Source organism: Curtobacterium citreum (assembly GCF_006715175.1).
Taxonomy (GTDB): domain Bacteria; phylum Actinomycetota; class Actinomycetes; order Actinomycetales; family Microbacteriaceae; genus Curtobacterium; species Curtobacterium citreum.
Map to the genome: position 1 here is coordinate 2,701,772 of NZ_VFMQ01000001.1, position 22,769 is coordinate 2,724,540.

23 protein-coding genes and 4 tRNA genes are annotated in these 22,769 nt (G+C 70.7%); 6 read left to right on the forward strand and 21 right to left on the reverse strand.

Annotated elements, in window-relative coordinates; translation table 11 throughout:
- Positions 1 to 19 precede the first annotated feature (19 nt).
- The 3 genes from FB462_RS12700 to FB462_RS12710 all read right to left on the reverse strand — a co-directional run bounded on the left by FB462_RS12700 (position 20) and on the right by FB462_RS12710 (position 3,334).
- A complete protein-coding gene (locus FB462_RS12700; RefSeq protein ID WP_141862260.1) occupies positions 20 to 1,321 on the reverse strand; it encodes an ABC transporter substrate-binding protein in 1,302 nt (433 codons plus the stop codon).
- Between the two features lie 118 nt (positions 1,322 to 1,439).
- Positions 1,440 to 2,591 carry a Gfo/Idh/MocA family protein gene (locus FB462_RS12705; RefSeq protein WP_141862262.1) on the reverse strand — a complete coding sequence of 384 codons (1,152 nt, stop codon included), beginning with the start codon at positions 2,589 to 2,591 and terminating at the stop codon, positions 1,440 to 1,442.
- A complete protein-coding gene (locus tag FB462_RS12710; protein ID WP_058741941.1) occupies positions 2,588 to 3,334 on the reverse strand; it encodes a sugar phosphate isomerase/epimerase family protein in 747 nt (248 codons plus the stop codon). Before FB462_RS12710 ends, FB462_RS12705 begins: the two co-directional genes overlap by 4 nt.
- Positions 3,335 to 3,477: 143 nt before the next feature.
- Between FB462_RS12710 and FB462_RS12715 the strand changes: the two genes are divergently transcribed.
- Positions 3,478 to 4,689, forward strand: a complete 1,212-nt coding sequence (locus tag FB462_RS12715) for an ROK family transcriptional regulator (RefSeq protein ID WP_058741942.1) — start codon at positions 3,478 to 3,480, stop codon at positions 4,687 to 4,689.
- Positions 4,690 to 4,780: 91 nt separating this feature from the next.
- A complete protein-coding gene (locus FB462_RS12720) occupies positions 4,781 to 5,476 on the forward strand; it encodes a YqaJ viral recombinase family protein (RefSeq protein ID WP_114849700.1) in 696 nt (231 codons plus the stop codon).
- A gap of 6 nt (positions 5,477 to 5,482) precedes the next feature.
- On the opposite strand, the gene FB462_RS12725 is transcribed toward FB462_RS12720, so the two are convergent.
- The 6 genes from FB462_RS12725 to FB462_RS12750 all read right to left on the reverse strand — a co-directional run bounded on the left by FB462_RS12725 (position 5,483) and on the right by FB462_RS12750 (position 9,185).
- Positions 5,483 to 6,091: a Pr6Pr family membrane protein gene (locus FB462_RS12725; RefSeq protein ID WP_141862265.1), complete on the reverse strand. Its 609-nt coding sequence runs from the start codon at positions 6,089 to 6,091 to the stop codon at positions 5,483 to 5,485.
- Between the two features lie 191 nt (positions 6,092 to 6,282).
- Complete coding sequence (rplA, locus tag FB462_RS12730; protein ID WP_058741945.1) at positions 6,283 to 6,972, reverse strand: 50S ribosomal protein L1; 690 nt, start codon at positions 6,970 to 6,972, stop codon at positions 6,283 to 6,285.
- A gap of 82 nt (positions 6,973 to 7,054) precedes the next feature.
- Complete coding sequence (gene rplK / locus FB462_RS12735) at positions 7,055 to 7,486, reverse strand: 50S ribosomal protein L11 (protein ID WP_017888638.1); 432 nt, start codon at positions 7,484 to 7,486, stop codon at positions 7,055 to 7,057.
- Positions 7,487 to 7,628: 142 nt separating this feature from the next.
- On the reverse strand, positions 7,629 to 8,681 hold the full coding sequence (gene nusG, locus FB462_RS12740) for a transcription termination/antitermination protein NusG (protein ID WP_141862267.1): 1,053 nt from the start codon (positions 8,679 to 8,681) through the stop codon (positions 7,629 to 7,631).
- Between the two features lie 132 nt (positions 8,682 to 8,813).
- Positions 8,814 to 9,092, reverse strand: coding sequence for a preprotein translocase subunit SecE (secE, locus tag FB462_RS12745; RefSeq protein WP_058741959.1), 279 nt, complete (start codon positions 9,090 to 9,092; stop codon positions 8,814 to 8,816).
- Between the two features lie 20 nt (positions 9,093 to 9,112).
- A tRNA-Trp gene (locus FB462_RS12750) sits at positions 9,113 to 9,185 on the reverse strand.
- Positions 9,186 to 9,303: 118 nt separating this feature from the next.
- Here FB462_RS12750 and FB462_RS12755 point away from each other — a divergent pair.
- Positions 9,304 to 10,566 carry a pyridoxal phosphate-dependent aminotransferase gene (locus FB462_RS12755; RefSeq protein ID WP_373286834.1) on the forward strand — a complete coding sequence of 421 codons (1,263 nt, stop codon included), beginning with the start codon at positions 9,304 to 9,306 and terminating at the stop codon, positions 10,564 to 10,566.
- Between the two features lie 109 nt (positions 10,567 to 10,675).
- Here FB462_RS12755 and FB462_RS12760 read toward each other — a convergent pair whose 3' ends face one another.
- From FB462_RS12760 to FB462_RS12770, 3 genes are read right to left on the reverse strand one after another with little or no spacing between them, the layout of a single operon-like run.
- Positions 10,676 to 11,707, reverse strand: coding sequence for a UDP-N-acetylmuramate dehydrogenase (locus FB462_RS12760; RefSeq protein ID WP_141863356.1), 1,032 nt, complete (start codon positions 11,705 to 11,707; stop codon positions 10,676 to 10,678).
- Positions 11,704 to 12,129 (reverse strand): MaoC/PaaZ C-terminal domain-containing protein, encoded by a 426-nt coding sequence (locus FB462_RS12765; protein ID WP_114849704.1) that lies wholly within the window; start codon positions 12,127 to 12,129, stop codon positions 11,704 to 11,706. The genes FB462_RS12760 and FB462_RS12765 overlap by 4 nt, the downstream gene beginning before the upstream one ends.
- Complete coding sequence (locus FB462_RS12770) at positions 12,126 to 12,575, reverse strand: MaoC family dehydratase N-terminal domain-containing protein (RefSeq protein WP_114849705.1); 450 nt, start codon at positions 12,573 to 12,575, stop codon at positions 12,126 to 12,128. The genes FB462_RS12765 and FB462_RS12770 overlap by 4 nt, the downstream gene beginning before the upstream one ends.
- Positions 12,576 to 12,702: 127 nt before the next feature.
- Between FB462_RS12770 and FB462_RS12775 the strand changes: the two genes are divergently transcribed.
- Positions 12,703 to 13,080, forward strand: coding sequence for a hypothetical protein (locus FB462_RS12775; protein WP_058741949.1), 378 nt, complete (start codon positions 12,703 to 12,705; stop codon positions 13,078 to 13,080).
- Positions 13,081 to 13,523: 443 nt separating this feature from the next.
- On the opposite strand, the gene FB462_RS12780 is transcribed toward FB462_RS12775, so the two are convergent.
- The 5 genes from FB462_RS12780 to FB462_RS12800 all read right to left on the reverse strand — a co-directional run bounded on the left by FB462_RS12780 (position 13,524) and on the right by FB462_RS12800 (position 16,059).
- Positions 13,524 to 13,600, reverse strand: a tRNA-Met gene (locus FB462_RS12780).
- A 30-nt stretch (positions 13,601 to 13,630) separates the two neighbouring features.
- Positions 13,631 to 13,702 (reverse strand) — tRNA-Thr (locus FB462_RS12785).
- 92 nt (positions 13,703 to 13,794) lie between these two features.
- Complete coding sequence (locus tag FB462_RS12790) at positions 13,795 to 14,880, reverse strand: M23 family metallopeptidase (RefSeq protein ID WP_141862268.1); 1,086 nt, start codon at positions 14,878 to 14,880, stop codon at positions 13,795 to 13,797.
- A 180-nt stretch (positions 14,881 to 15,060) separates the two neighbouring features.
- Positions 15,061 to 15,882 (reverse strand): inositol monophosphatase family protein, encoded by an 822-nt coding sequence (locus FB462_RS12795; protein ID WP_141862270.1) that lies wholly within the window; start codon positions 15,880 to 15,882, stop codon positions 15,061 to 15,063.
- A 95-nt stretch (positions 15,883 to 15,977) separates the two neighbouring features.
- Positions 15,978 to 16,059: transfer RNA gene (locus tag FB462_RS12800), tRNA-Tyr, on the reverse strand.
- 144 nt (positions 16,060 to 16,203) lie between these two features.
- Between FB462_RS12800 and FB462_RS12805 the strand changes: the two genes are divergently transcribed.
- Together FB462_RS12805 and cls are read left to right on the forward strand one after the other, a co-directional pair.
- Positions 16,204 to 16,692, forward strand: a complete 489-nt coding sequence (locus tag FB462_RS12805; protein WP_114849708.1) for a YajQ family cyclic di-GMP-binding protein — start codon at positions 16,204 to 16,206, stop codon at positions 16,690 to 16,692.
- 11 nt (positions 16,693 to 16,703) lie between these two features.
- On the forward strand, positions 16,704 to 18,164 hold the full coding sequence (gene cls / locus FB462_RS12810) for a cardiolipin synthase (protein WP_141862272.1): 1,461 nt from the start codon (positions 16,704 to 16,706) through the stop codon (positions 18,162 to 18,164).
- Between the two features lie 75 nt (positions 18,165 to 18,239).
- On the opposite strand, the gene FB462_RS12815 is transcribed toward cls, so the two are convergent.
- The 4 genes from FB462_RS12815 to FB462_RS12830 all read right to left on the reverse strand — a co-directional run bounded on the left by FB462_RS12815 (position 18,240) and on the right by FB462_RS12830 (position 22,745).
- The gene (locus FB462_RS12815; protein ID WP_141862274.1) at positions 18,240 to 19,358 is read right to left on the reverse strand and encodes a heparan-alpha-glucosaminide N-acetyltransferase domain-containing protein; all 1,119 of its coding nucleotides are present in this window, start codon (positions 19,356 to 19,358) and stop codon (positions 18,240 to 18,242) included.
- 34 nt (positions 19,359 to 19,392) lie between these two features.
- The gene (locus tag FB462_RS12820; protein ID WP_141862276.1) at positions 19,393 to 20,763 is read right to left on the reverse strand and encodes an FAD-dependent oxidoreductase; all 1,371 of its coding nucleotides are present in this window, start codon (positions 20,761 to 20,763) and stop codon (positions 19,393 to 19,395) included.
- A gap of 62 nt (positions 20,764 to 20,825) precedes the next feature.
- A complete protein-coding gene (locus FB462_RS12825; RefSeq protein ID WP_141862279.1) occupies positions 20,826 to 21,902 on the reverse strand; it encodes a polyprenyl synthetase family protein in 1,077 nt (358 codons plus the stop codon).
- A 30-nt stretch (positions 21,903 to 21,932) separates the two neighbouring features.
- Positions 21,933 to 22,745 carry a demethylmenaquinone methyltransferase gene (locus FB462_RS12830; RefSeq protein WP_114849713.1) on the reverse strand — a complete coding sequence of 271 codons (813 nt, stop codon included), beginning with the start codon at positions 22,743 to 22,745 and terminating at the stop codon, positions 21,933 to 21,935.
- Positions 22,746 to 22,769 lie beyond the last annotated feature (24 nt).

The window sequence follows — 22,769 nt, forward strand, 5'->3', positions numbered from 1 at the left end:
CCCCGGGCCTCCAGGCCGACTAACCGGCCGCCTGCGAGACCTGGTCCTGCGCGGTCTGCAGCGCCGACTTGATGTCGCTGTCCGACACCGTCGAGCCGGTGGCGATCTTGGCGAACATGTCGTTCATCGCCTTGCCGACCGTCGACTCGAACTGGTCCTCGGCGGGCACCAGCGGAAGGGGCTTCGCCTTGTTGTTGTAGATGTCGAGGAAGGTCTTCGTCTGCTCGTCGGTGACCGAGTCCGCAGCCGAGGCCAGCACCGGCAGGGCCGCGTACGGCTTGTCCAGCGTGGTCTGGGTCTCCTCGCTCGTCATGTACTTGACGAACTTCAGGGCGCCGTCCTTGTTCTTCGTGTTCTTGAAGATCGACAGGTTGATGCCGGCCGGGAAGGACGCGATGTCCTTGCCGTCAGCGGTCGTCGGGAAGGGGACGACACCGAACTCGTCGGTGGTCATGCCCTGCGACGTGATGGTGGCGTTCGCGTTGTTCTGCGTCAGCATCATCGCGGCCTTCTTGTTCGCGAAGTCCGAGACCGCCTGCGTGCCGTTGTCGTACTGCGCGTTCGACGGGTTGACGACCTTGTCCGACTGCATCAGGTCGAGGTAGCGCTTGATGCCGTCGACGTTCGCCTTCTCGGTGAAGGTCGGCTTGCCGCTCTTGTCGAACCACTCGCCGCCGTTCTGCGCCGAGGTGATGAACGCGAAGTGCGAGTTCTCGGTGTACGAACCACCGGCGATGGTGAAGCCGTACTTGTCGCCCGAGGTGAGCTTCTTGGCGTCCGCCGTGAGGTCCTCCCACGTCGTCGGCGCCTCGAGACCGGCGTCCTTGAACATCTGCTTGTTGTAGTACAGGCCGTAGGCGAGGCCGTAGAGCGGGACGCTCGTGACGGTCTTGCCGGGCGCACCACCGGTGGAGAGTGCGACCTTGCCGAACTTGTCGGCGCCGCCGATCGCCTGCATCTCCGAGTCACCGAACTCCTGGAAGGCGCCGGTGGCCTGGAGCGAGGTGGCCCAGGTGTTGCCGATGTTGACGACGTCCGGGCCCTGGCCCGAGGTGACGGCGGTCTGGATCTTGTTCTGCAGGTCGTTCCAGCCGATGACCTGGAGGTTCACCTTGATCCCGGTCTCCTTGGTGAACTTCTCGAGGACGGGGGTGAGCACCTCCTTGTCGTTCTGGAGCGACGTGCCCTGGTTCGACGCCCAGTACGTGAGCGTCTTCCCGTCGCCGGAGGAACCGGACGACCCGGATGAGCAGGCCGCCAGGCCGGTCACGGTGAGTGCCGCGGCCGCGGTGATGGCCAGTGCGCGGATGGCAGTGCGCATGACTCTCTACTTTCTCGTCGTTGAGATGGTGCTGAGGGTGGTGCGTGTCGGGTGCTGCTGTGTGGGTGCGAGCCGGCCGTGTGGCCGACGCGCGGGCCGGAGCGGGCCCGTCCTGGGGTCAGGACAGGGTCTGCTCCGCGGGGTCCCAACCCTCGGGGAGGGTCGGGGAGGGCTCGACCGTGCTCTCCACGAGCACGGTCTCACCACGTTCGGCCGCCTCGGCGATGGAGACCATCACGTCGAGGACGTGGAAGGCGAGGGCACCGGGGACCCGGTTGTCCTCCCCGGCGCGGAGCGAGCGGGCGAGGTCGACCACGCCCGTGCCGCGCGAGTAGGTGGAGCCGACCGCGGGGATCGTCTCGGGGCCCTCGGCACCGTGCGCGTACAGCTCGGTGTCGCCGTCGAAGTTGTTCGGGTCCGGGAACACGACCGTGCCGGTCTCCCCCGCGATCTCGACGAAGCCGGTGCGACCACGGTCCGACTCGAACGAGAAGACGCTCTGCGCGCTCCCGCCGTCCTCGAACTGGATGAGCGCGGAGTGGTTCGTCGGCACCTCGACCGGGAAGTCCGTGCCGGCCTTCGGGCCGGAGCCGATCGTCCGGGTGGCGCGGGACTTCGACGCCGTCGCGGTCACCTTGGCGACCGGGCCGAACGCCTGCACGAGCGTCGTGATGTAGTACGGGCCGATGTCGAACAGCGGACCGGCACCGTACGCGAACAGGAACTCGGGGCTCGGGTGCCACGACTCCGGTCCGGGGCTCTGGAAGAGCGTCAGGCCGTTGAGCGGCGTGCCGATGCGGCCCTCGCGGATCGTGCGGAGGGCGGTCTGCAGCCCGGCGCCGAGGAACGTGTCCGGGGCGACGCTCACGGTCTTGCCCGCGGCGGCCGCGGCGTCACGGAGCTGCGCGGCGCTCTCCCGGTCGAGCGCGTAGGGCTTCTCGCCCCAGACGTGCTTGCCGGCGGCGAGGGCCTGCAGGGCGACCTCGACGTGCGCGGCCGGGATCGTCAGGTTCACGACGATCTCGACGTCGTCGTCCGCCAGGAGCTCGGCGACCGAGCCGGAGCCGGGCACGCCCCACTTCTCGGCCTGTGCGGCGGCGCGCGGCTCGTCGATGTCCGCGACGAACCGGACCTGCAGGTCGGGGAACGCGGTGAGGTTCGACAGGTACTGGTCGGAGATGACCCCGGCGCCGATGACGCCGACGCCGACGGGACCGGTGCGGCGGGCGCTGTCGGTCGACGCGGCTGCGGTCGTGGTGGTGTCGGTCATGCTCGGGCCCCCTGGAGGAACGTGTAGGAGTCGGCGACGGCCTGGAACACGTCGCCCTCGTGGTCGTCGAGCTCGACGACGTGCTGGGCGTCGGGAGCGGCGGCGACGATGTCACGGATCGGCATGATGCCGTTGCCGACCGCGACCTGCTGCTTGTCGTCGTGCGAGCCGTCGCCGTCCTTGACGTGCAGGAACTGCACCTTGTCGCCGTACTTGCCGAGCACCGCGACGGGGTCGTCGCCACCGACGGTCACCCAGTAGGTGTCGAGCTCGAGCACGACGTCGTCGGAGAGCGCGTCGGCGAAGACCTCGTAGGCCGAGACGCCGTCGATGCGGTTCGAGAACTCGAACGCGTGGTTGTGGTAGCCGAGCGTCAGACCGTGGTCGGCCGCACGCGGGGCGAGGGCGCTGAGCTCGCGGGCGATCGCCTCGACGTCCTCGCGGGTCGTCCAGCGGGCCTCGTCGATGTGCGGGTCGATGAGCGTCCCGAGGCCGATCGTGGTGCTGGCGTGGAAGATGCGCTCGAGGTCCTGCTCACCGGCGTCCAGCAGTCGGGCGTGGCCGCTCGGGGAACGGAGGCCGGCCTCGCCGAGTGCGTCGCGCAGGGCTTCGGCGCGGTCCACGAAGCCGAAGGCCTCGACGTCCGTGTAGCCGATGCCCGCGATGCGCTGCAGCGTGCCGAGCAGGTCCGCCGAGAGCGCGTCGCGCACCGTGTAGAGCTGGACCGAGAGGGGTTGCGTCACCAGGGGTTCTCCTCGTCGAGATGGTGGATCGTCACTGACCGAGCGTCACACTATGACCGCTTCTGTCGGCGGTCAAGCAAAAGTTGTGACTTCGTCGACGATCTTCGTTGCGTGGCGCGATCGATGTGTGGTTCACTCCCGACATGGTCGACACGACACGGACGGCAGCGTCGCCTCCGGTCGGGACGAGCGAGCTGTTCCAGATCCTCCGCGACGGAGTGCCGCGGACCCGCGGGGAGCTCGCCGCCCTGACGGGACTCGCACGCTCGACCATCGCCGTGCGCCTGGACGCCCTCATCGAGGTCGGACTCGTCGGCCCCGTCGAGACCGCCGCCTCCACGGGCGGCCGCCCACCCGCGCAGGTCGCACTCGTCCCCCGCGCCCGACTCGTCGTCGCCGCCGACCTCGGTGCCTCGCACGGCCGGGTCGCGGTGACCGACCTCGTCGCCACTCCGCTCGCCACGCGCGAGGCCGCGATCGACATCGCCGCCGGCCCCGTACCGACCCTGACCTGGCTCGTCGAGACCATCGACGCGCTCCTCGACGAGGTCGGCCGCGCCCGCGAGGACGTCATCGCGATCGGCATCGGCGTCCCCGGTCCCGTCGAGTTCTCCACGGGGCGTCCGGCCAACCCGCCGATCATGCCCGGGTGGGACGGCTTCGACGTCCCCGCGTGGCTCCGCGCGCACGTGCCCGCCCACGTCCTGGTCGACAACGACGTGAACATCGCCGCGCTCGGCGAACGCGGACACGGCTGGTCCGGCGTCGACCACCTGCTCTTCGTCAAGGTCGCGACCGGCATCGGCTCCGGCATCGTCTCCGACGGCGCACTGCAGCGCGGCGCGCAGGGCACCGCGGGCGACATCGGCCACGTGCGGGTGTCCCGTGCGGGCGACGTGCCGTGCCACTGCGGCAACACCGGGTGCCTCGAGGCCGTCGCCTCCGGACCCGCGATCGCCCGTGCCCTCCGGGCGAAGGGGCACGACGTGCACACGAGCGGCGACGTCATCGACCTGGTGAACCGCGCCGAGCTCGACGCGATCGGCGCCGTGCGCCAGGCCGGGCGCGACATCGGCGAGGTGCTCGCGACCTGCGTCTCCCTGATGAACCCGTCGGTGATCGTCCTCGGCGGGTCGATCACCCGCGCCGGGGAGCACCTGCTCGCCGGCGTCCGAGAGGTCGTCTACTCCCGCTCGATGCCCCTCGCCACCGAGCACCTCGTCATCGCCCAGTCGCACGCCGGATCGCTCGCGGCACTCCACGGCGCCGCGGCCCTGGCGATCGACTACGCCCTCTCCCCCGCCGGGGTCGACGAACTCGTCGTCTTCGCGGAGCGCCGGGCACTCGTCTCCTGACCGCGCGCTGCGCGCGTCGATCACCGCGCTGTCGCCGGGCGCCGCGCGCGTCGGTTACCGCGCTGTCGGCGCGCGGGGTGAGAATCGTCGGGTGACGATCGTGCAGCCCACCCTGTGGGGCGACCTGGACCCCGGCCTGGAGGATCGCCCCGCGTCCGCCACGCCGGTCGCCCCGGCCGCGGCGGCACGACACGATGCCTTCACCGCGCTGCGAGGGCACACCGAGCGGATCGTCGCGCACTCCTCCGACCGGGTCGCCTGGTTGCGGGCGCGCGCGATGGGCATCACCGCGACCGACGTCGCGCGGCTCGCGTCGCTCCGCGCGGTCGAGGCGGTCGTCACCGACAAGCGCTACGGCTCCCGGTTCTCCGGCAACGCCTTCACCGAGCACGGCAAGGACCGCGAACCCGTGATCGCCGCCTGGGTGGCCGCCACGCACGGCATCGAGCCCTCGGCACACCTGTTCCACGCGAGCACGAACCGCGCACACCTGGCCACCCCGGACGGTGTCGGGTTCGATGCGTCGGAGCGACTCGTCCTCGCCGAGATCAAGACCACGGGCAAGGCGTGGCGGAGCATCCCGCGGCACTACCTGCGGCAGGTCTGGTGGCAGCAGTACGTGCTCGGCGCCGACCGCACGCTGTTCGTCTGGGAGCGCCACGACGGGTTCGTCCCCGTCGCCGACGAGCCGGAGTGCCGGTGGATCGACCGCGACGACGACCAGATCCGCGGCCTCGTACAGCTCGCCGACCTGGTGCTGGACAAGCTGCGGGCGTTCCGCACCTGACCGGCGTCAGACCTTCACGATCCGCAACCTGCTCATCCCCACCACCAGGATGCCCATCAGCCCGATGAAGACGGCGACCCCGAGGCAGTACAGGCTCACCACCCCGTAGCCCTGTTCCGGGTTCAGGAACGGGTACGGCACCCACCCGTCGGTCGCGCCACGGATCAGGACGACCGCGAGCCACACGGCCGGGTAGACCAGGAACCACCAGACGTGCCGCAGCAGCAGGCGCGCCCGGTCCGAGAAGAGCAGCCAGTCGAGCACCGCGTACAGCGGGATCCACTTGTGCAGCAGGTCGTTGGACCACGGCACCGTGTTCTCGACAGCTGCCCCGACGAGCAGCGTGTTGTAGACGACGCCGGTCGTGGCGATGTAGACCGTCGCCGCACCGCGGAGCCCGCTGACGAGGACGTCGCCGCGCTTCCGGCGGGCAGCGGCGACGAGCGTCAGCGCGAGGGCGACCGCGATGACGATGTTGGACTGGATCGTGAAGTACCCGAAGAAGTTCCAGAACAGGTAGTCCGGGGACTTCGAGCTGACGAGCCACTGGGCCAGCACTGCCGCCACGATGGCGATCACGGCGATCAGCCGGAGCGAGTTGACGATGGTCCGCACGACACCACGCTATCCGGACCCGGGCCGGAACGCAGGAGACCCGCACCGGAAGCGGTGCGGGTCTCCTGGTCGATCAGATTCAGATCGCGTCGACGTCCAGCGGGATGGCCTGAACCAGCCCTGTGCCGAAGGTCGTCAGATCGCGTTGACGTCCAGCGGGATGGCCTGAACCAGCCCTGTGCCGAAGGTCGTCAGATCGCGTTGACGTCCAGCGGGATGCCGGGGCCGAAGGTCGTCGAGACGGCGCCCTTCGTGATGTAACGGCCCTTGGAGGCGGACGGCTTGAGACGGACGATCTCCTCGAGCGCGGTCGAGATGTTCTCGTCGAGCTGCTCCGGCGTGAACGAGGCCTTGCCGACGACGAAGTGCACGTTGGCGTGCTTGTCGACGCGGAACTCGATCTTGCCGCCCTTGATGTCGTTCACGGCCTGGGCCACGTTCGGCGTCACGGTGCCGGTCTTGGGGTTCGGCATGAGGCCACGCGGGCCGAGCACCTTGCCGAGTCGACCGACCTTGCCCATGAGGTCCGGGGTCGCGACGGCCGAGTCGAAGGCGGTGTAGCCCTCGGCGACCTTCGCGATGAGCTCGTCGCCACCGACCTCGTCGGCACCGGCGGCGATGGCGGCCTCGGCCGCAGCGCCCACGGCGAAGACGATGACGCGGGCGGTCTTGCCCGTGCCGTGCGGCAGGATGACCGTGCCGCGGACCATCTGGTCCGCCTTGCGCGGGTCGACGCCGAGCTTGAGCGCGACCTCGATGGTCGAGTCGGTCTTGGCCGACCCGGTCTCCTTCGCGAGGGCGACGGCCTCGGTCGGGGTGTAGAACTTGTCGGCCTCGATCTTCGCGGCCGCGGCCTGGTAGGCCTTGGACTTCTTCGCCATGGTGTTCTCCTCAGGAGCTACGTGGTTGACGAGCCGGCGAGGCTCTCCCACGGAAAGGTTGGGGTGTGTGTGGCGCTGAGGCTCAGGCCTCGACCGTGATGCCCATCGAACGAGCGGTGCCGGCGATGATCTTCGCGGCCTGCTCGATGTCGTTGGCGTTCAGGTCGGCCTGCTTCGTTTCGGCGATCTGACGGACCTGGTCCATCGAGATCTTCGCGACCTTGACCGTGTGCGGGGTCGAAGACCCCTTCTGCACACCCGCAGCCTTCTTGATGAGCTCCGCGGCCGGCGGGGTCTTGAGGACGAACGTGAACGAACGGTCCTCGTAGACGGTGATCTCGACCGGCACGACGTTCCCGCGCTGCGACTCGGTCGCGGCGTTGTACGCCTTGCAGAACTCCATGATGTTCACGCCGTGCTGACCGAGCGCCGGACCGATCGGCGGGGCCGGGTTGGCGGCGCCCGCGTTGATCTGCAGCTTGATCAGGCCCGTGACCTTCTTCTTCGGTGCCATTCTTCGCTTTCCTCCTGGAATCGAACGCACGGGGACCCGTGCACTCTCCCGCTGGTCCGGCGGATCCGGACCGCGGTGAAGCCCCGCACGCGTCAGCGCACGGGGCCAAACCTCAGTAGTCTACCCGATCTCGCGGATCGGACTAGAGCTTGGTGACCTGGTCGAAGCTGAGCTCGACCGGCGTCTCGCGCTCGAACAGCGAGACGAGGACGGTGAGCTTGCCGCTCTCGGGCTTGATCTCGGAGATCGAACCGGGCAGACCCGCGAACGAGCCCTCCTTGATGGTGATCGTCTCGCCGATCTCGAAGTCGACCTCGGCCTGCGGCTGGGCCTGCGCGAAGCCGCTGCCCTTGGCGCCACCCTTGGTGGGGGCCGCCTCGGCGACCTGCACGAGGGACTTCAGCATGCCGAACGCCTCGTCGAAGCGGAGCGGCGTGGGGTTGTGCGCGTTGCCGACGAAGCCGGTGACGCCCGGGGTGTGGCGGACGACCGACCACGAGTCCTCGTTGAGGTCCATGCGGACGAGCACGTACGAGGGGATCCGGACGCGGGTGACCAGCTTGCGCTGTCCGTTCTTGATCTCGACGACGTCCTCCATGGGGACCTCGACCTGGTAGATCGAGTCCTCCATCGACATCGAGACCATGCGGTTCTCGATGTTCGACTTCACGCGGCGCTCGAAGCCCGCGTAGGAGTGGATGACGTACCACTTGCCCGGCTTCATCCGCAGCTCGGCCTTGAACGCCTCGTACGGGTCGACCTCGGTGTCGTCGTCAGCGTCGAGGGCCTCGTCCGCGGCGATCGTCTCGTTCGCCTCGGCGGCGGTCTCCGCCTCGAGCTCGGTCTCTTCCTCGTCCTCGACGGCCTCGACGGCGGCCTCCGCCTCGTCCAGGGTGTCGACGTCGAGTGCGTCGTCCACGACAGCGTCCGCCTCGGGGTCGCGGGACTCCTGCAGCGCCGTGAGCGCCTCGTCGATGGAGGCGTCGACCGTGCCGTCGTCGGGCTCGTCGCTCAGACCGAGGGACTCGTCGTCCTCGTCCTCGTCCTCGTCCTCGACGGAGATCGCACGCTCCTCGGCGGACTCGACCGAGCGGCCCTCGCTCGTCTCGACGTCGCCTTCCTGGTTCTCCTCGACCTCCGAGGACTGCTCGGCAGCCGTGGCGAGGTCGATGTCGTCGCGGGAGTTGTCAGACACTGCGGTTCTTTCCGTTCGGTGGTGCGGATCGGGTGTGCGGTCGGAGCGGTGCGCGTCCGGTTCCGTCTCGGGCGACCGTACTCCTGTCGGACGACGCCCAGACCAGCCGGACGCCCGCAGGGGCCCGTCGGATCAGACCGTCGGACCGTTGCCGAAGACGTAACCGACGCCGAGACCGAACACGAAGTCGAGGATCGACACGAGGATCATCATCACGATGACGAAGACCAGCACGACGCCGGTGTAGCTGAAGAGCTCCTTGCGGGTCGGTGTCACGACCTTGCGGAGCTCGCCGATGACCTGGCGGATGAAGAGGGCGATGGCGGCGAACGGCCCGCCGCGCTGGGCGCGATCGGCCTTGGCCTTCGCGACGACGTCGTCCGTCGTCGTCTCCATGTCCTTGCTCGCCAACTTCACACCTTCCAGACTTGCAGGGCGGACAGGACTCGAACCTGCAACCTGCGGTTTTGGAGACCGCTGCTCTACCAATTGAGCCACCGCCCTAGGGGGAATGCCCCGTGGCCACGTTCCGCAGAGCGTTCCGTGCGCCGGTGGTCGAGTGTACGGGAGTCCGTCACACGCTGTCCACTTGACGGATGCTCCGGCGCGCCGCGTCGGTAGGCTGGGAGCCGTGAGCACCGCAGCCCCCGGCCCCGAGTCCACCACCCCCGAGCCCGCCGCACAGGCGGACCGACCGCGCATCGCGTCGCGCATCGCGGCGATCGCCGAGTCCGCCACGCTCAAGGTCGACGCGAAGGCCAAGGCGCTCAAGGCCGCCGGCCGACCGGTCGTGTCCTTCGCCGCGGGCGAGCCCGACTTCGCGACGCCACAGCACGTCGTCGACGCCGCCGTCCAGGCCGCGCAGGACCCGAGGAACCACCGGTACACGCCGGCGACCGGGCTGCCCGAGCTCAAGCAGGCCATCGCCGACAAGACCGCGCGCGAGTCCGGCGTGACCGTCGACCCCGCGCAGGTGATCGTCACGAACGGCGGCAAGCAGGCCGTGTACCAGGCGTTCCAGACGATCGTCGACGCCGGCGACGAGGTCCTGCTGCCGGCCCCGTACTGGACCACCTACCCCGAGGCCATCCGGCTCGCCGGCGGCGTCCCGGTCGAGGTCTTCGCCGGTAGCGACCAGGACTACCTCGTCACCGTCGAGCAGCTCGAGGCCGCCAGGACCCCAGCGACGAAGGCGCTGCTGTTCTGCTCGCCGTCGAACCCGACCGGCTCGGTCTACACCGCCGAGCAGACGAAGGCCATCGGTGAGTGGGCCCTCGAGCACGGCATCTGGGTGATCAGCGACGAGATCTACCAGGACCTCGTGTACGACGGCGTGCGCTTCACCGGCATCCTCGAGGCGGTCCCGGCCCTCGCCGACACCACGATCCTGGTGAACGGCGTCGCGAAGACCTACGCCATGACCGGCTGGCGCGTCGGGTGGTTCATCGGCCCGGCCGACGCCGTCAAGGCCGCGTCGAACCTGCAGTCGCACCTGTCCTCGAACGTGTCGAACGTGTCCCAGCGCGCCGCGATCGCCGCACTGACCGGCCCGCAGAAGCCCGTCGCCGCGATGCGCGATGCGTTCGACCGCCGTCGCCGCTCGATCGTCGACGGCCTCAACGCGATCCCCGGCTTCGTCACGCCGACCCCGCAGGGCGCGTTCTACGTCTACCCCGACGTGACGGCGCTGCTCGGTCGCGAGTGGGCAGGTTCCACCCCCACGACGACGCTCGAGCTCGCCGACCTGATCCTCGAGCACGCCGAGGTCGCGGTCGTCCCCGGCGAGGCCTTCGGCCCCTCCGGCTACCTGCGACTGTCCTACGCCCTGGGCGACGACGACATCGCCGAGGGCGTCCGTCGCCTGGCGGCGTTCTTCTCCGCCTGATCGTCGCACCCCGTCGACGACGTCGCGCCCCGCAGCAGCGGGGCGCGACGTCGTTCCGGGGGTGCGGTCCGTCAGACCGGCTGCGGGACGGCCGGGAGGATCGTGGCGATCAGGCGGTCAGGTCACCGACCACGACCGGCTCGGGCACGAGCGCGACCCCGAAGCGGTTCAGGACGGTCGCCTGCACGTAGCGCGCGAGCTCCGCGACCTGCGCCGCGGTCGCGTCGCCCCGGTTCGTCAGCGCGAGGGTGTGCTTCGACGAGATCCCCGCACGGGACCCCGGGACCGCGTAACCGCGGTGCACCCCAGCGTGCTCGATGAGCCAGGCCGCACTGAGCTTGACGTCGTCCCCGGCGGGCCAGCGCGGCGCCTCCGGCGGGAGCGTCTCGGCGAAGGCGGCGGAGACGACCGGGTTCGTGAAGAACGACCCGGCGCTCCACGTGTCCGGATCGGCGTCGTCGAGGACCATGCCCTTCGACGCACGGAGCCGGAGCACGGTCTCGCGGATCGTCGCCGGGTCGACCGGCGCGCCGAGGTCGACCTCCAGCGAGCCAGCGAGCTGGGCGTACCGGACCGGCACCCCGGCCTCGGGAGCCGAGCCGAGACGGAACTCGACGGCGAGGACGACCCCGCGCCGGCCGTGCTTGAGCGTCGACGTGCGGTAGCCGAGCGCCAGCTCGGCGGCCGGGACCCACGCGCGCTCCCCCGTCGACGCGTCGAGGAAGTCGATCGCGGTGAGCACGTCGGACAGCTCGACCCCGTAGGCGCCGATGTTCTGCACGGGGGCGGCGCCGACCGTGCCCGGGATGCCGCTCAGTGCCTCCAGTCCGGTCCACCCGTTCGCGATCGTGGTGGCGACGAACGCGTCCCACGGCTCACCGGCCGCGACGCGGACGGTGACGCCGTCCGCGTCGGGCTCGGCGGTGACGCCGCGGGTGCGGACCAGCACGACGGTGCCGTCGAAGCCGTCGTCGGCGACCAGCAGGTTGCTGCCGCCGCCGACGACCAGCCACTCGTCGTCCGCCCAGGCCGTGTGCGCGTGCGCGACGAGCTCGTCGGTTGTCTCGGCGGTCAGGAGCGTCCTGGCGGGACCCCCGACGCGGAACGTCGTCAGGTCGGCGAGACGCGTCGACCCGGTCAGCGGAGCACCACCGTCACCTGCGCCTTGCCGAGCACGGTCGGCCCGCCGGCGGTCACGGTGAGGTCGATGCGCTGGGGGCGACCGTCCGCGTCGACCGTGCCGACCTTCGCGATGACGGTGACGTCGGCACCCTGTTGCGGATCGACGACGACGGGGCGGGTGAACCGCACGCCGTAGCGCTGGACGGTCCCGCGGTCGCCGAGCCACTCGGACACCGGCTGGACCGCGAGGCCCATCGTCAGCATGCCGTGCGCGAGGACACCGGGGAGGCCGACCGAGGCGGCGACGTCGTCGCGGTAGTGGATCGGGTTGAAGTCCCCGGAGGCCCCGGCGTAGCGGACGAGCGAGTCGCGGGTGAGGTGGACCGTGCGCTCGGCGACGACGGTGCCGACCTCGACGGCGGTGAGCGGTGCGGCGGTCATGCGTCGTCTCCTCGGACCACGAGGGTGGAGGTCGCCGTGACGACGTGCTCCCCGGTGGCGTCCTGCATCGTGCTCTCGGCGGTGACCATGGCGTTGCCGCCGAGGGACTTCACGCTCGTGACGGTCAGCGTCGCGGTGAGCTCGTCGCCCGCGACGATCGGCCGCTCGTACGTGAAGGACTGCTCGCCGTGCACGACGCGCGAGAAGTCGATCCCGGCGTCGGGCTCGGCGAGGAGCTGCGCGAGCGTGGCTTCCTGCACGACGACGGCGAAGGTCGGCGGTGCGACGACGTCGGCGTACCCGGCGTTCCGGGCGGCGTCGGGGTCGTGGTGGATCGGGTTCGTCGCGAAGACGGCCCGCGAGAACTCGCGCACCTTCTCGCGACCGACCAGGTAGGGCTGGGCCGGCGGGAACGTCCTGCCGACGAGCTCGGGGTTCACTGACACGTCCGGGAGTCTACCGACGCCCCGCGACACACTGCCCGGAACTGAGACGGTTTCGGCTATGCTGCCGCGAACGGCTTCGGGGGAAGTCGTCGGGTCGCTGTGCCGACCCCGGGGGTGGGGAGGAACGATGGAGACGACGACCGAGTTCGCGGTGCACACGGGTGACCGCTGCACGGCCATGGAGGTCGCGGGCGCCGCACTGCGCCAGGCCGGCCACCGCGTGGAGTCCACCGGCGGCACGCTCACCGCGACGTCGGGCAGCCGCGCGCTGACGATCCTGCTCGGGGCCCTGGTGCACCCGTCGCGGCAGTTCCGCCGCTACGAGCTGTCCTCCACCGTCACGGGGACCTCGACCACGATCACCCTGCGGCACGCCGTGCACGGCACCGCGGTGTCCGGCGGGAGCATCGGCGCCGGACGACGCCGCTCGGCGTGGCAGCAGGTGAACGCGACGCTCGAGCGCTCCCTGCGCGCGGCCGGCCTGCTCACCGCTCCCCCACGCTGACCCGAGGCCGATCCGCGTGTAGGAGGCCGATCCGCGCGTAGGAGGCCGTTCCGCGCGTAGGAGGCCGATCCGCGCGTAGGAGGCCGATCCGCGCGTAGGAGGCCGTTCCGCGCAAGGCAGGTCGTCCTTTCCAGCGCCCTACGAGCGGATCGGCATCTCATGTCGAGCGTGATGGGCAGGAACGCGCGCCCGTACCTGGTGGGATCGCGCGTCCCTGGTGCTCCGGGACGACCAGGGATGCCCGGAACGACCAGGGATGCCCGGAACGACCAGGCGCGCGGGGTGGGCGGCGGCGCAGCACACGCAGCGGGACGAGCACAGCCCGACACCAGCACGGCCCGAGACAGGTACAGCCCGAGACGGGTACAGCCCGAGACCAGCAGAGCCCGAGACGAGTCCAGCCCGGGAACGACGAAAGCCCGGCGAGCAGATCGCCGGGCTTGTGGTAGCGAGGACGGGACTTGAACCCGTGACCCCACGATTATGAGTCGTGTGCTCTAACCAACTGAGCTACCCCGCCAGAGATCCGGAGCGCACAGCTCCGGGTCGGAGCCCCGAGTCAGGATTGAACTGACGACCCCTTCCTTACCATGGAAGTGCTCTACCACTGAGCTATCGGGGCGAGTGCCGCTCGGCGGCACCAGACGAGAGTAGCAGACCCGCGACGGTGGTCGGGAACCGGACGTGACGCCCGGGCGTGCCGCAGCTGACCCGCTAGTTCGCGTTCGCGCGGAGCCACGCCAGCGGGTCCACGGGGACTCCGTCGACGTGGATCTCGAGGTGCAGGTGCGGCCCGGTCGAGTTGCCCGTCGAGCCGACCTGGCCGAGGACCTGACCGACCTCGATCTGCTGGCCGCGGACCACCTCGAACGTGTTGTCCTTCATGTGGCCGTAGACGCTGACGAACTGCTTGCCGTCGACGTCGTGCTGCACCCAGACGTCATTGCCGAAACCGCCGTCGTGCGCCTGCACCTTGATGACCGTTCCGGCGGCGACCGAACGGATCGGGGTGCCCTCGCCCGGGGCGAAGTCGACGCCCATGTGGTTCGTCGAGCAGAAGGAGCAGCCCTCCACCTGGCGGCCGCCGAAGCCGGACGTGATCGGGACACCGGTGAGGAACGGCCACTGGATGGTGCCGTTCGCGTCGTTCGTGAACGAGGACGCGTCGACGTTCTTGTACTGCGCAGCGCTCGACACCGAGTACTGGTCGCGCGTGGTCTCCGCGTCGGTCGCGCCGTCGCCGACCGCGAGGGTCTGGGCGGCGCCGCTGCCGGTGCGCTCGGCCGTCGTGCTCGTCGGGACCCAGAGCGCCTGCGCCGGGAGCGACGTCGACACGACGAGTCCGGCGGCGAAGAGCAGGGCACCGACCGCGGTGATGCGCGACGCGGTCCGGCGGAAGGACGAGCCGGTGGACGCGGTGGCCGCAGCCGGGGCAGCCGGGACCGCGGGGATGTGCCTGGTCGCCCGGTCCGCCGTGGTGACGACGGGACGTGCGGCACGACCGGCCCTGCGGACGGCAGCCTGACCGACGACCGGCGAGGTGGGAGCCGGCGGAGTGACCGCGCCGGCAGAGGGCTCGGGACGCACGGGCGACGCGGGTGCCAGGTCGATCGGCGACGCCGGCGCGGGCGGGGTCACGGGCGCGGCGACCTCGGCACGGACCGGGGCTGCGACCGGTCCGCCTGCTGCTGCCGCTCGTCGCTCGGCGGCGATGCGCTCGCGTCGGGTGAGGTGGACGACCGGCTCGGGAGCGGCGTCGACGTCGGCGGTGCGGGTGGGCGTCACGGGAGCGTGGGGCATGCGTTCGGGGCTGATCCTGGTTCGGCGGGAGTTCGGGGCACGGAGCGCTCGTGGGTCGGGAGCACGAGCGTGGGGCAGGGCTCCCGTTGGTAACGAGCAGGTAACGGGACTGGAGCACGCTAGCAGGACGTACAGCTCCTCGCCAGTCGCGTGCACGTCCGTGCAGGTCGCCCGGAGCGCTCAGCCGCCGAGCACCTCCCGCTCGAGCCGTCGGACGAGTGCCTCGAGTCCGTCGGCCACCGCTGGCGCGGCGAACAGGAAGGACCGGGTCCCGCCCGCGTCCCAGATGCGGACCGTGGCGCCGGCCTCGGCCGCGACGACCGCGCCGCCGGCCATGTCCCACGGGTTGATCCCCCGCTCGTAGTAGGCGTCGACGGTCCCGGCGCCCACCGCGCAGCAGTCGAGCGACGCTGCTCCCCCGCGTCGGACGTCCCGCACCTCGCCGATGAGCCCGGCGAGCACGGCGACCTGCTCCCGACGACGGTCCGCCGTGTACCCGAAGCCGGTGGCGACGAGCGTCTCGGCGAGCGACGCCGGCGCCGCCACGCGGAGCGGCACCCCGTCGCGGGTCGCCCCGGCGCCGACCGCGCCGCGGAAGACGGTGCCGGTCGCGGGCTGCACCACGATGCCGGCGACCGGCTCCCACGTCGTCGGGTCCGGCTCACCGCGGACGACGCCGATGCTGACGCCGTACACGTCGCTGCCGTAGAGGTAGTTGACGGTCCCGTCGATCGGGTCGACGACCCACGTGTAGCCGGACGTCCCGGTGCCTGAGCCGGACTCCTCGCCGTGGAAGCCGTCGTCGGGACGGGCCTCGGCGATCCGGCGACGGACCAGCTCCTCGACCTCGCGGTCGGCCGCGGTGACGACGTCGACGATGCTCGACTTGCGGTCGGCGACTTCGACCCCCTCGGCACGACGACGGGCGGCGAGGGCGGCTCCTTCGCGTGCGATCGACTCGGCGAGGTCGGCGAACTGGACTGGGGTGAGCGCGTCGGACACGACCCCAGCATGCCGGAACGCGACGCGTGCCGGAACGCGATGCGTGCCGGAACGCGAACGGCCCCGTCCGAGGAGGACGGGGCCGGTTCATCGAGTGGCGAGTGAGGGATTCGAACCCCCGAAGGCTACGCCGGCTGATTTACAGTCAGATCCCTTTGGCCGCTTGGGTAACTCGCCATGTGCGCACCCGGCTCGTGTGATCACCAACCGAAGGCGCTCCAAGAGCATAGCGGATGCCGAAGGGTGGTCGTGACCACCGCCCACCGCAGCCGACGTGCCGGACCCGAACCGTGCCTCCCGTCCGCCGTTAGGCTGTCCGGCATGGCAGACAGTTCCTTCGACGTGGTGAGCAAGGTCGACAAGATGGAGGCGGAGAACGCCGTCAACCAGGCAGCCAAGGAGATCGAGCAGCGCTACGACTTCAAGGGCGCCGCGGCCTCGATCGCGTTCAGCGGCGAGGACGTCCTCATCAAGGCGAACTCCGAGGAGCGTGCGAAGGCCGTCCTCGACGTCCTGCAGACCAAGGCGATCAAGCGCAACATCAGCCTGAAGAGCCTGGACGCCGGCGACCCCTTCCCCTCGGGCAAGGAGTACCGCATCGAGGTGAAGTTCAAGAACGGCATCGAGCAGGACGTCGCGAAGAAGATCGGCGCGTTCCTCCGAGCGAACGCCCCGAAGAGCGTGAAGAACCAGATCCAGGGCGACGAGCTGCGCGTCTCCTCGAAGAGCCGTGACGACCTGCAGAACACGATCCAGCTCCTCAAGGGTGAAGAGTTCGACGTGCCGCTGCAGTTCATCAACTTCCGCTAGCGCCGCACCCCGTGGAGCACTGGCTCAGCGTCGCGATCACCGTTCTCCTGGTCCTGCTGGACCTGGCGATCCGTGTCTTCTCGATCATCTACGTCCCGTACAACCGGAAGCCGCAGACCGCGACCGCCTGGCTCCTCGCGATCTTCCTGATCCCCTACATCGGGTTCATCGTCTTCCTGGTGATCGGGTCGACGAAGCTGCCGAAGGCCCGGCGCGAGAAGCAGACGGAGATCAACGCGTACATCCTCGAGCAGACCGAGGGCATCGAGCGCGTGCGACGGGACCACCCGTGGCCGCCGTGGCTCGAGAGCATCACGAAGCTCAACCGCGAGCTCGGCGCGATGCCCCTGGTCGGCGGCAACTCGGCGGAGCTCTACCCGGACTCGTACGAGTCGGTGCAGGAGATGACCCGCGCGATCGACCAGTCGCGCCGGTTCGTCCACGTCGAGTTCTACATCGCGACGATCGACGACACGACGCGGCCGTACTTCGAGGCCCTCGCCCGTGCGCAGGCCCGCGGTGTGACGGTCCGGTTCCTCCTGGACCACTGGGCGAGCCGCGGCTACCCGGGCTACAAGGACACGCTCGCGTTCCTCGACCAGGCCGGCATCGAGTGGCACCTCATGCTCCCCCTGCAGCCGCTGCAGGGGAAGTTCCAGCGCCCGGATCTCCGCAACCACCGGAAGATCATGGTGATCGACGGCTCGGTCGCGTTCACCGGGTCGCAGAACCTCATCGACCCGTCCTACGACCTGCCGTCGCACATCGAGAAGGGCATGGTCTACAAGGACCTGTTCGCCCGCTTCGAGGGCCCGGTCGTCGCCGGCCTGAACGCCCTGTTCGTCACCGACTGGTACAGCGAGACGGACGAGCTCCTGCTCCGCGAGAGCGACCCGGTGCAGCGCGCCGACCGCGGGGACGCCCTCGACTGCCAGGTGGTCCCCTCCGGCCCCGGGTTCGACGGCGAGAACAACCTGCGCCTGTTCAACGCGCTGCTCTACTCCGCCCAGGAGAAGGTGTCGATCACGTCGCCGTACTTCGTGCCGGACGACTCGATGCTCTACGCGATCACGACGACGGCGCAGCGCGGGGTCGAGGTCGAGCTGTTCGTCGGCGAGATGGGCGACCACGCGATGACCTGGCACGCGCAGCGCTCCTACTACGAGGAGCTCCTGCGTGCCGGCGTGAAGATCTGGCTGTACCGCGCCCCGACGATCCTGCACGCGAAGCACTTCACGATCGACGACGACGTGTCCGTCATCGGGTCGAGCAACATGGACATGCGGTCGTTCAGCCTGAACCTCGAGGTCTCGGTGATGGTCCGCGGGCGCCGGTTCGTGGACGCGCTGCGCGGAGTGCAGGCCGCCTACAAGGAGGCCTCGTTCGAGCTCACGCTGGACGCGTGGCTCGAACGTCCGCGTCGGTCCCAGGTGCTCGACAACGTCGCGCGGCTGACGGCAGCCCTGCAGTAGGGCCAGCCGGGAGGCACGGTGCGGGTCCGCCCCGCCCGACCCGTCGGACGTCGGTGCCGGCCCGGCACCGCGGGGTCAGCGTGCTTCCGCCACCAGTCGGGTGAGCCGCGCCACGAGCCGCTCGAGCGGGCCGCGTCCCAGGACCGCCCGCCACGTCATCGCGAACAGCACCGAGCCGACGGCGAACCAGCCCCACGCGGTCGCGGACTCCGGGTACTCGGGCAGCGCCGCGATGACGACGAGGTGGCCGGCGTACACGGTCAGCGGCATCGACCCGACCGCCGCGAGCGGGAACGCGACCCGGGCGACCGTCCGACCACGTCCGTCGAACACGAGCGTGCACAGGGCGACGACCGCGACGGCGATCCCGGCCGTCGCCACGACGTCCACGACCGAGGACGAGTGGTCCCGGGGCGACGCGAAGTACTGCGCGAGCACCTGCCCCGGCGTGCTGTCGTCCGGAGCGTACGGCAGCCCCGGGAACGCGTACTCGGCGTCCGTCGGGACCGGGGCGACCAGGTTCCCGACCACGTAGGCGGTGGCGGCGACCAGCGCGCCGGACGCGAGGAGCAGGACCTGCCGGACACGATCCTCCAGACCGCTCCTGGCGACCGCGATTCCGACCAGGACGTACGCCAGGAACGTGACCACCGGGTAGACCAGCCCGAGCTGCACCCCGAACATGCCGGCGTCCGCGTAGAGCGGGACGACCGCGAGGGCAGCCACCGGCGACGCGAGCGCACACACCGCGGCGAGGACGAACAGCCACCGTGCGCGCAGCCGCAGGACCGGCACGACGAGCAGGAAGAGCGCCCCGTAGGTCGGCAGGATGACGTAGACGGGCGTGTCGAGCGCCATGAGCAGCAGCCCGATCGAGAACACGAAGACCGCGCGGACCGCGAGCCGTGCGCGGACCCGGCCGATCGCCGGCGCTCCGGGCGGCGTGGTGCGGCCGCTGGTCAACCCGATCGACACCCCGGCGAGGACCGCGAACAGCGTCGACGGCCGGCCGTTCGCGACGGCGGACCACGTCGCGCCGTCGGCCCAGTCGAACGCGTCCGCGACGCCGCCGACGTGCGCGGCCATCATGCCGAGCAGCGCGAGGGCCCGCGCCACGTCGACGCCTTGCAGCCGTCCGGGCGCGACGAGCACGCCCCGCATCGCGGCGGGCGGTGCGGGGCGGGCGGTGGTCATCGCGGTGCGGGGCGCGCGGTGGTCGTCGGGGCGGTCAGCTCGTCGGCTGGTCGACGCGACGAAGCGACACGTCGACCATCTCGTCGCGTGGGACGACCTTGATGCGCTCGCGACCCTCGGCGCCGCCGAGTGCCTGCTCGTGCTCGTCGAGCGCGTGCCAGCCGTCGAGGTCCGTGAACTCCACGCCGCGCTCGCGGAGCAGCGCCGGGACGGCCTCGGGCGACGGGTCGGCCGGGCTCCACCACGACGCCTGGTCGGTGACGATGTGCTGGACGGTCTCCATCGCGTCGGACTTGGTGTGTCCGATGAGCCCGACGGGTCCGCGCTTGATCCAGCCGGTGGCGTAGATGCCGGGGAGCTGGTGGCCGTCGGCGTCGAGGACCTGGCCCTCGTGGTTCGGGATGACGCCGGTGCGCTCGTCGAACGGCACGCCCGGGAGCGGGGACCCGAAGTATCCGACCGCGCGGTACACGGCCTGCACCGGGAGCTCGCGGACCTCGCCGGTGCCCTCGACCCCGCCGAGACCGTCGGGGCGGGTGCGCTCGTAGCGGATCGCCGTGACGTGGCCGTCCTCGCCGACGAGCTCGAGGGGCTTCGCGTAGAAGTGCAGGTGCAGGCGGCGGCTGGCGGTGCCGGTCTCGCGCTGGCGCCACTGCTCGAGCACGCGGTTCATCACCATGACCTGCTTGTTCGTGGCGATGGCGGTCTTCGAGGCCTCGTCATGGTCGAAGTCCTCGTCGTACACGACCATGTCGACGTCGCGGAGCTCACCGAGCTCGCGGAGCTCGAGCGGCGTGAACTTCACCTGCGCCGGACCGCGGCGGCCGAAGACGTGCACGTCGGTGACGGGGCTGGCCTTGAGGCCGTCGTAGACGTTCGCGGGGATCTCGGTCGGCAGCAGGTCGTCGGCGTGCTTCGCGAGGATACGGGAGACGTCGAGTGCGACGTTGCCGTTGCCGATCACCGCGACGCTCTCGGCCTCGAGCGGCCAGGTGCGCGGGACGTCCGGGTGCCCGTCGAACCAGCTGACGAAGTCCGCCGCGCCGTAGGAGCCCTCGAGCTCGACGCCGGGGACGTCCAGGTCGGCGTCCTTGATGGCACCCGTCGAGAAGAGCACCGCGTGGTAGTGCTGCTGCAGGTCGTCGAGCGTGATGTCCTCGCCGAACCGCACGTTGCCGAACAGCCGGACGACGCCGCGGTCGAGCACGTCACGGAGCGCGTTGACGATGCCCTTGATGCGGGGGTGGTCCGGTGCGACGCCGTAGCGGACCAGGCCGTACGGCGCCGGGAGCTGCTCGAACAGGTCGATCGAGACGTCGAACCCGCGGGCCTCCCGCAACAGGATGTCCGCGGCGTAGATGCCGGCGGGACCGGCGCCGACGATGGCGAGTCGGAGGGTGGGCACTGGTGTCTCCAGTTCGTTCGTGCGGGGTGCTGCCGGGGGTGTCGGCTGGTGTGCCGGCGAGGTCATCGGCTCCGCTCGACGACCGACTCGGCGAAGCGGGTGAGTGCGCGCTTCACGGTGCCGTCGGGCAGCGGGGCGAGGGCCTCGACGGCTTCCTCTGCCCAGCGCACGGCGACGGCGCGTGTGGCGGTGGTCGCCTGGTGCGCCCGGAGCGCGGCGACCGCGGACTGGTACGGCGTGGAGTCGACGGCGTCGTCCGGGGCGTCCTTGACGTCGCGTTCGATACGGCCGAGCAGCGCGGCGGCCTCGGCGTCGTCACCCGCGAGTCGGCGGAGCTGGAGCAGGGGCAGGGTGTCGACGCCGGCGCGGAGGTCGTTGCCGGCGATCTTGCCGGTCTTGTCCGTCGCGGGCGCCAGGTCGATCACGTCGTCGACGAGCTGGAACGCGACGCCCACCTTCTCGCCGAAGGTGCCGACGGCGTCGAGGTACGCCCGGTCGGCGCCCGAGAACATCACGCCGGCGCGGGCCGCGGTGGCGATGAGCGAGCCGGTCTTGTCGCTGAGCACCTGGATGTAGTGCTCGACGGGGTCGTCCTCGGGCTGCGGGCCGGTGGTCTCGTGGAGCTGCCCCATGCAGAGGCGCTGGAAGGTCTCGGCCTGCATCCGGATGCCCTCGGCGCCGAGGTCCGCGGTGATGAGGCTCGCACGGGCGAACAGCAGGTCTCCCGTCAGGATGGCGACGTTGTTGCCGTAGGTCACGTGTGCCGCGGGGACACCGCGGCGCACCGGGGCCTCGTCCATGACGTCGTCGTGGTAGAGCGACGCGAGGTGTGTGGTCTCGATGCTCACCGCGGCCTTGACCACGGCGTCCGTCACGCCCTGGCCGAGCTGCGCGATGAGGAGCGTCAGCGTCGGGCGGATCCGCTTGCCACCGGCCGACAGCAGGTAGCGGCTCGTCGTGTCGGCGAGGGTGTCGGTGGACCGCATCGCGACCTCGAGCTGCTCCTCGACGAGCTCGAGACCGTCGTCGACGGCGGTGATGAAGCGGCGCTCCGACGGCGTGGCGAAGAGTCGCTCGCCGATGCCCAACGACGCGCGGAGACTCGGTGCGCGACGTGCGACCGGGACGCTCGGGTTCAAGTGCTGCTCCGTGTTCGGGGGTGGGGGCCGTCAGGCGTCCGTGCCGGGCTGCTCGGCGCCGGGGTCGACCACGCTGGGCTGCTCGCCCGTGTGCTGGTGCTCCCGACGGGCCTTGGCACGGCGGGCCACCGACTCGCGGACGGTGCCGGCGACGGGCTTCCGGCCGCGGTGCAGCGCTACGATGCCGGCGGTCAGGTTGCGGTGCGCGACCATCGTGAAGCCGACGCCGCGCAGCCACTGGCTGAGGACCTGCTGGTCGGGCCAGGCCTCGATGGACTCGGCGAGGTAGCGGTAGGCGGCCGGGTTGCTGCTCGACAGCCGCGCGATGCCCGGGAGCACGCGCTTGAGGTAGGCGCCGTAGCCGAAGCGCAGCAGCGCCATCGGCGGGGTGGAGAACTCGCAGATCACGACGCGACCGCCGGGCTTGAGCACCCGGAGCATCTCGGTGATGGCCTGCATCGGGTCGTTCACGTTGCGGAGGCCGAACGAGATCGTCACGGCGTCGAACGAGTCGTCGTCGAAGGGCAGGTGCTCGGCGTCGCCCTCGACGAAGGTGATCTCGGGGTGGCGCTCACGCCCGACGGCGATCATGCCCGCGGACAGGTCGAGCGCGGTGACCTCGGCACCCTTCTTGGCGAGTGCCGCGGCGCTCGTGCCCGTGCCCGCGGCGATGTCGAGGACGCGCTCGCCCGGCTGCGGGTCGACCGCACGGACCGTGGCGACGCGCCACAGCGGGGCGTTGCCCGCCGACAGGATGTCGTTCGTGAGGTCGTACTTCGCGGCGACGTCGTCGAACATGGCCGCCACTTCAGCCGGCTGCTTGCTCAGGTCCGCTCTGCTCACCGCACCATCCTAGAGGTCGCGCCC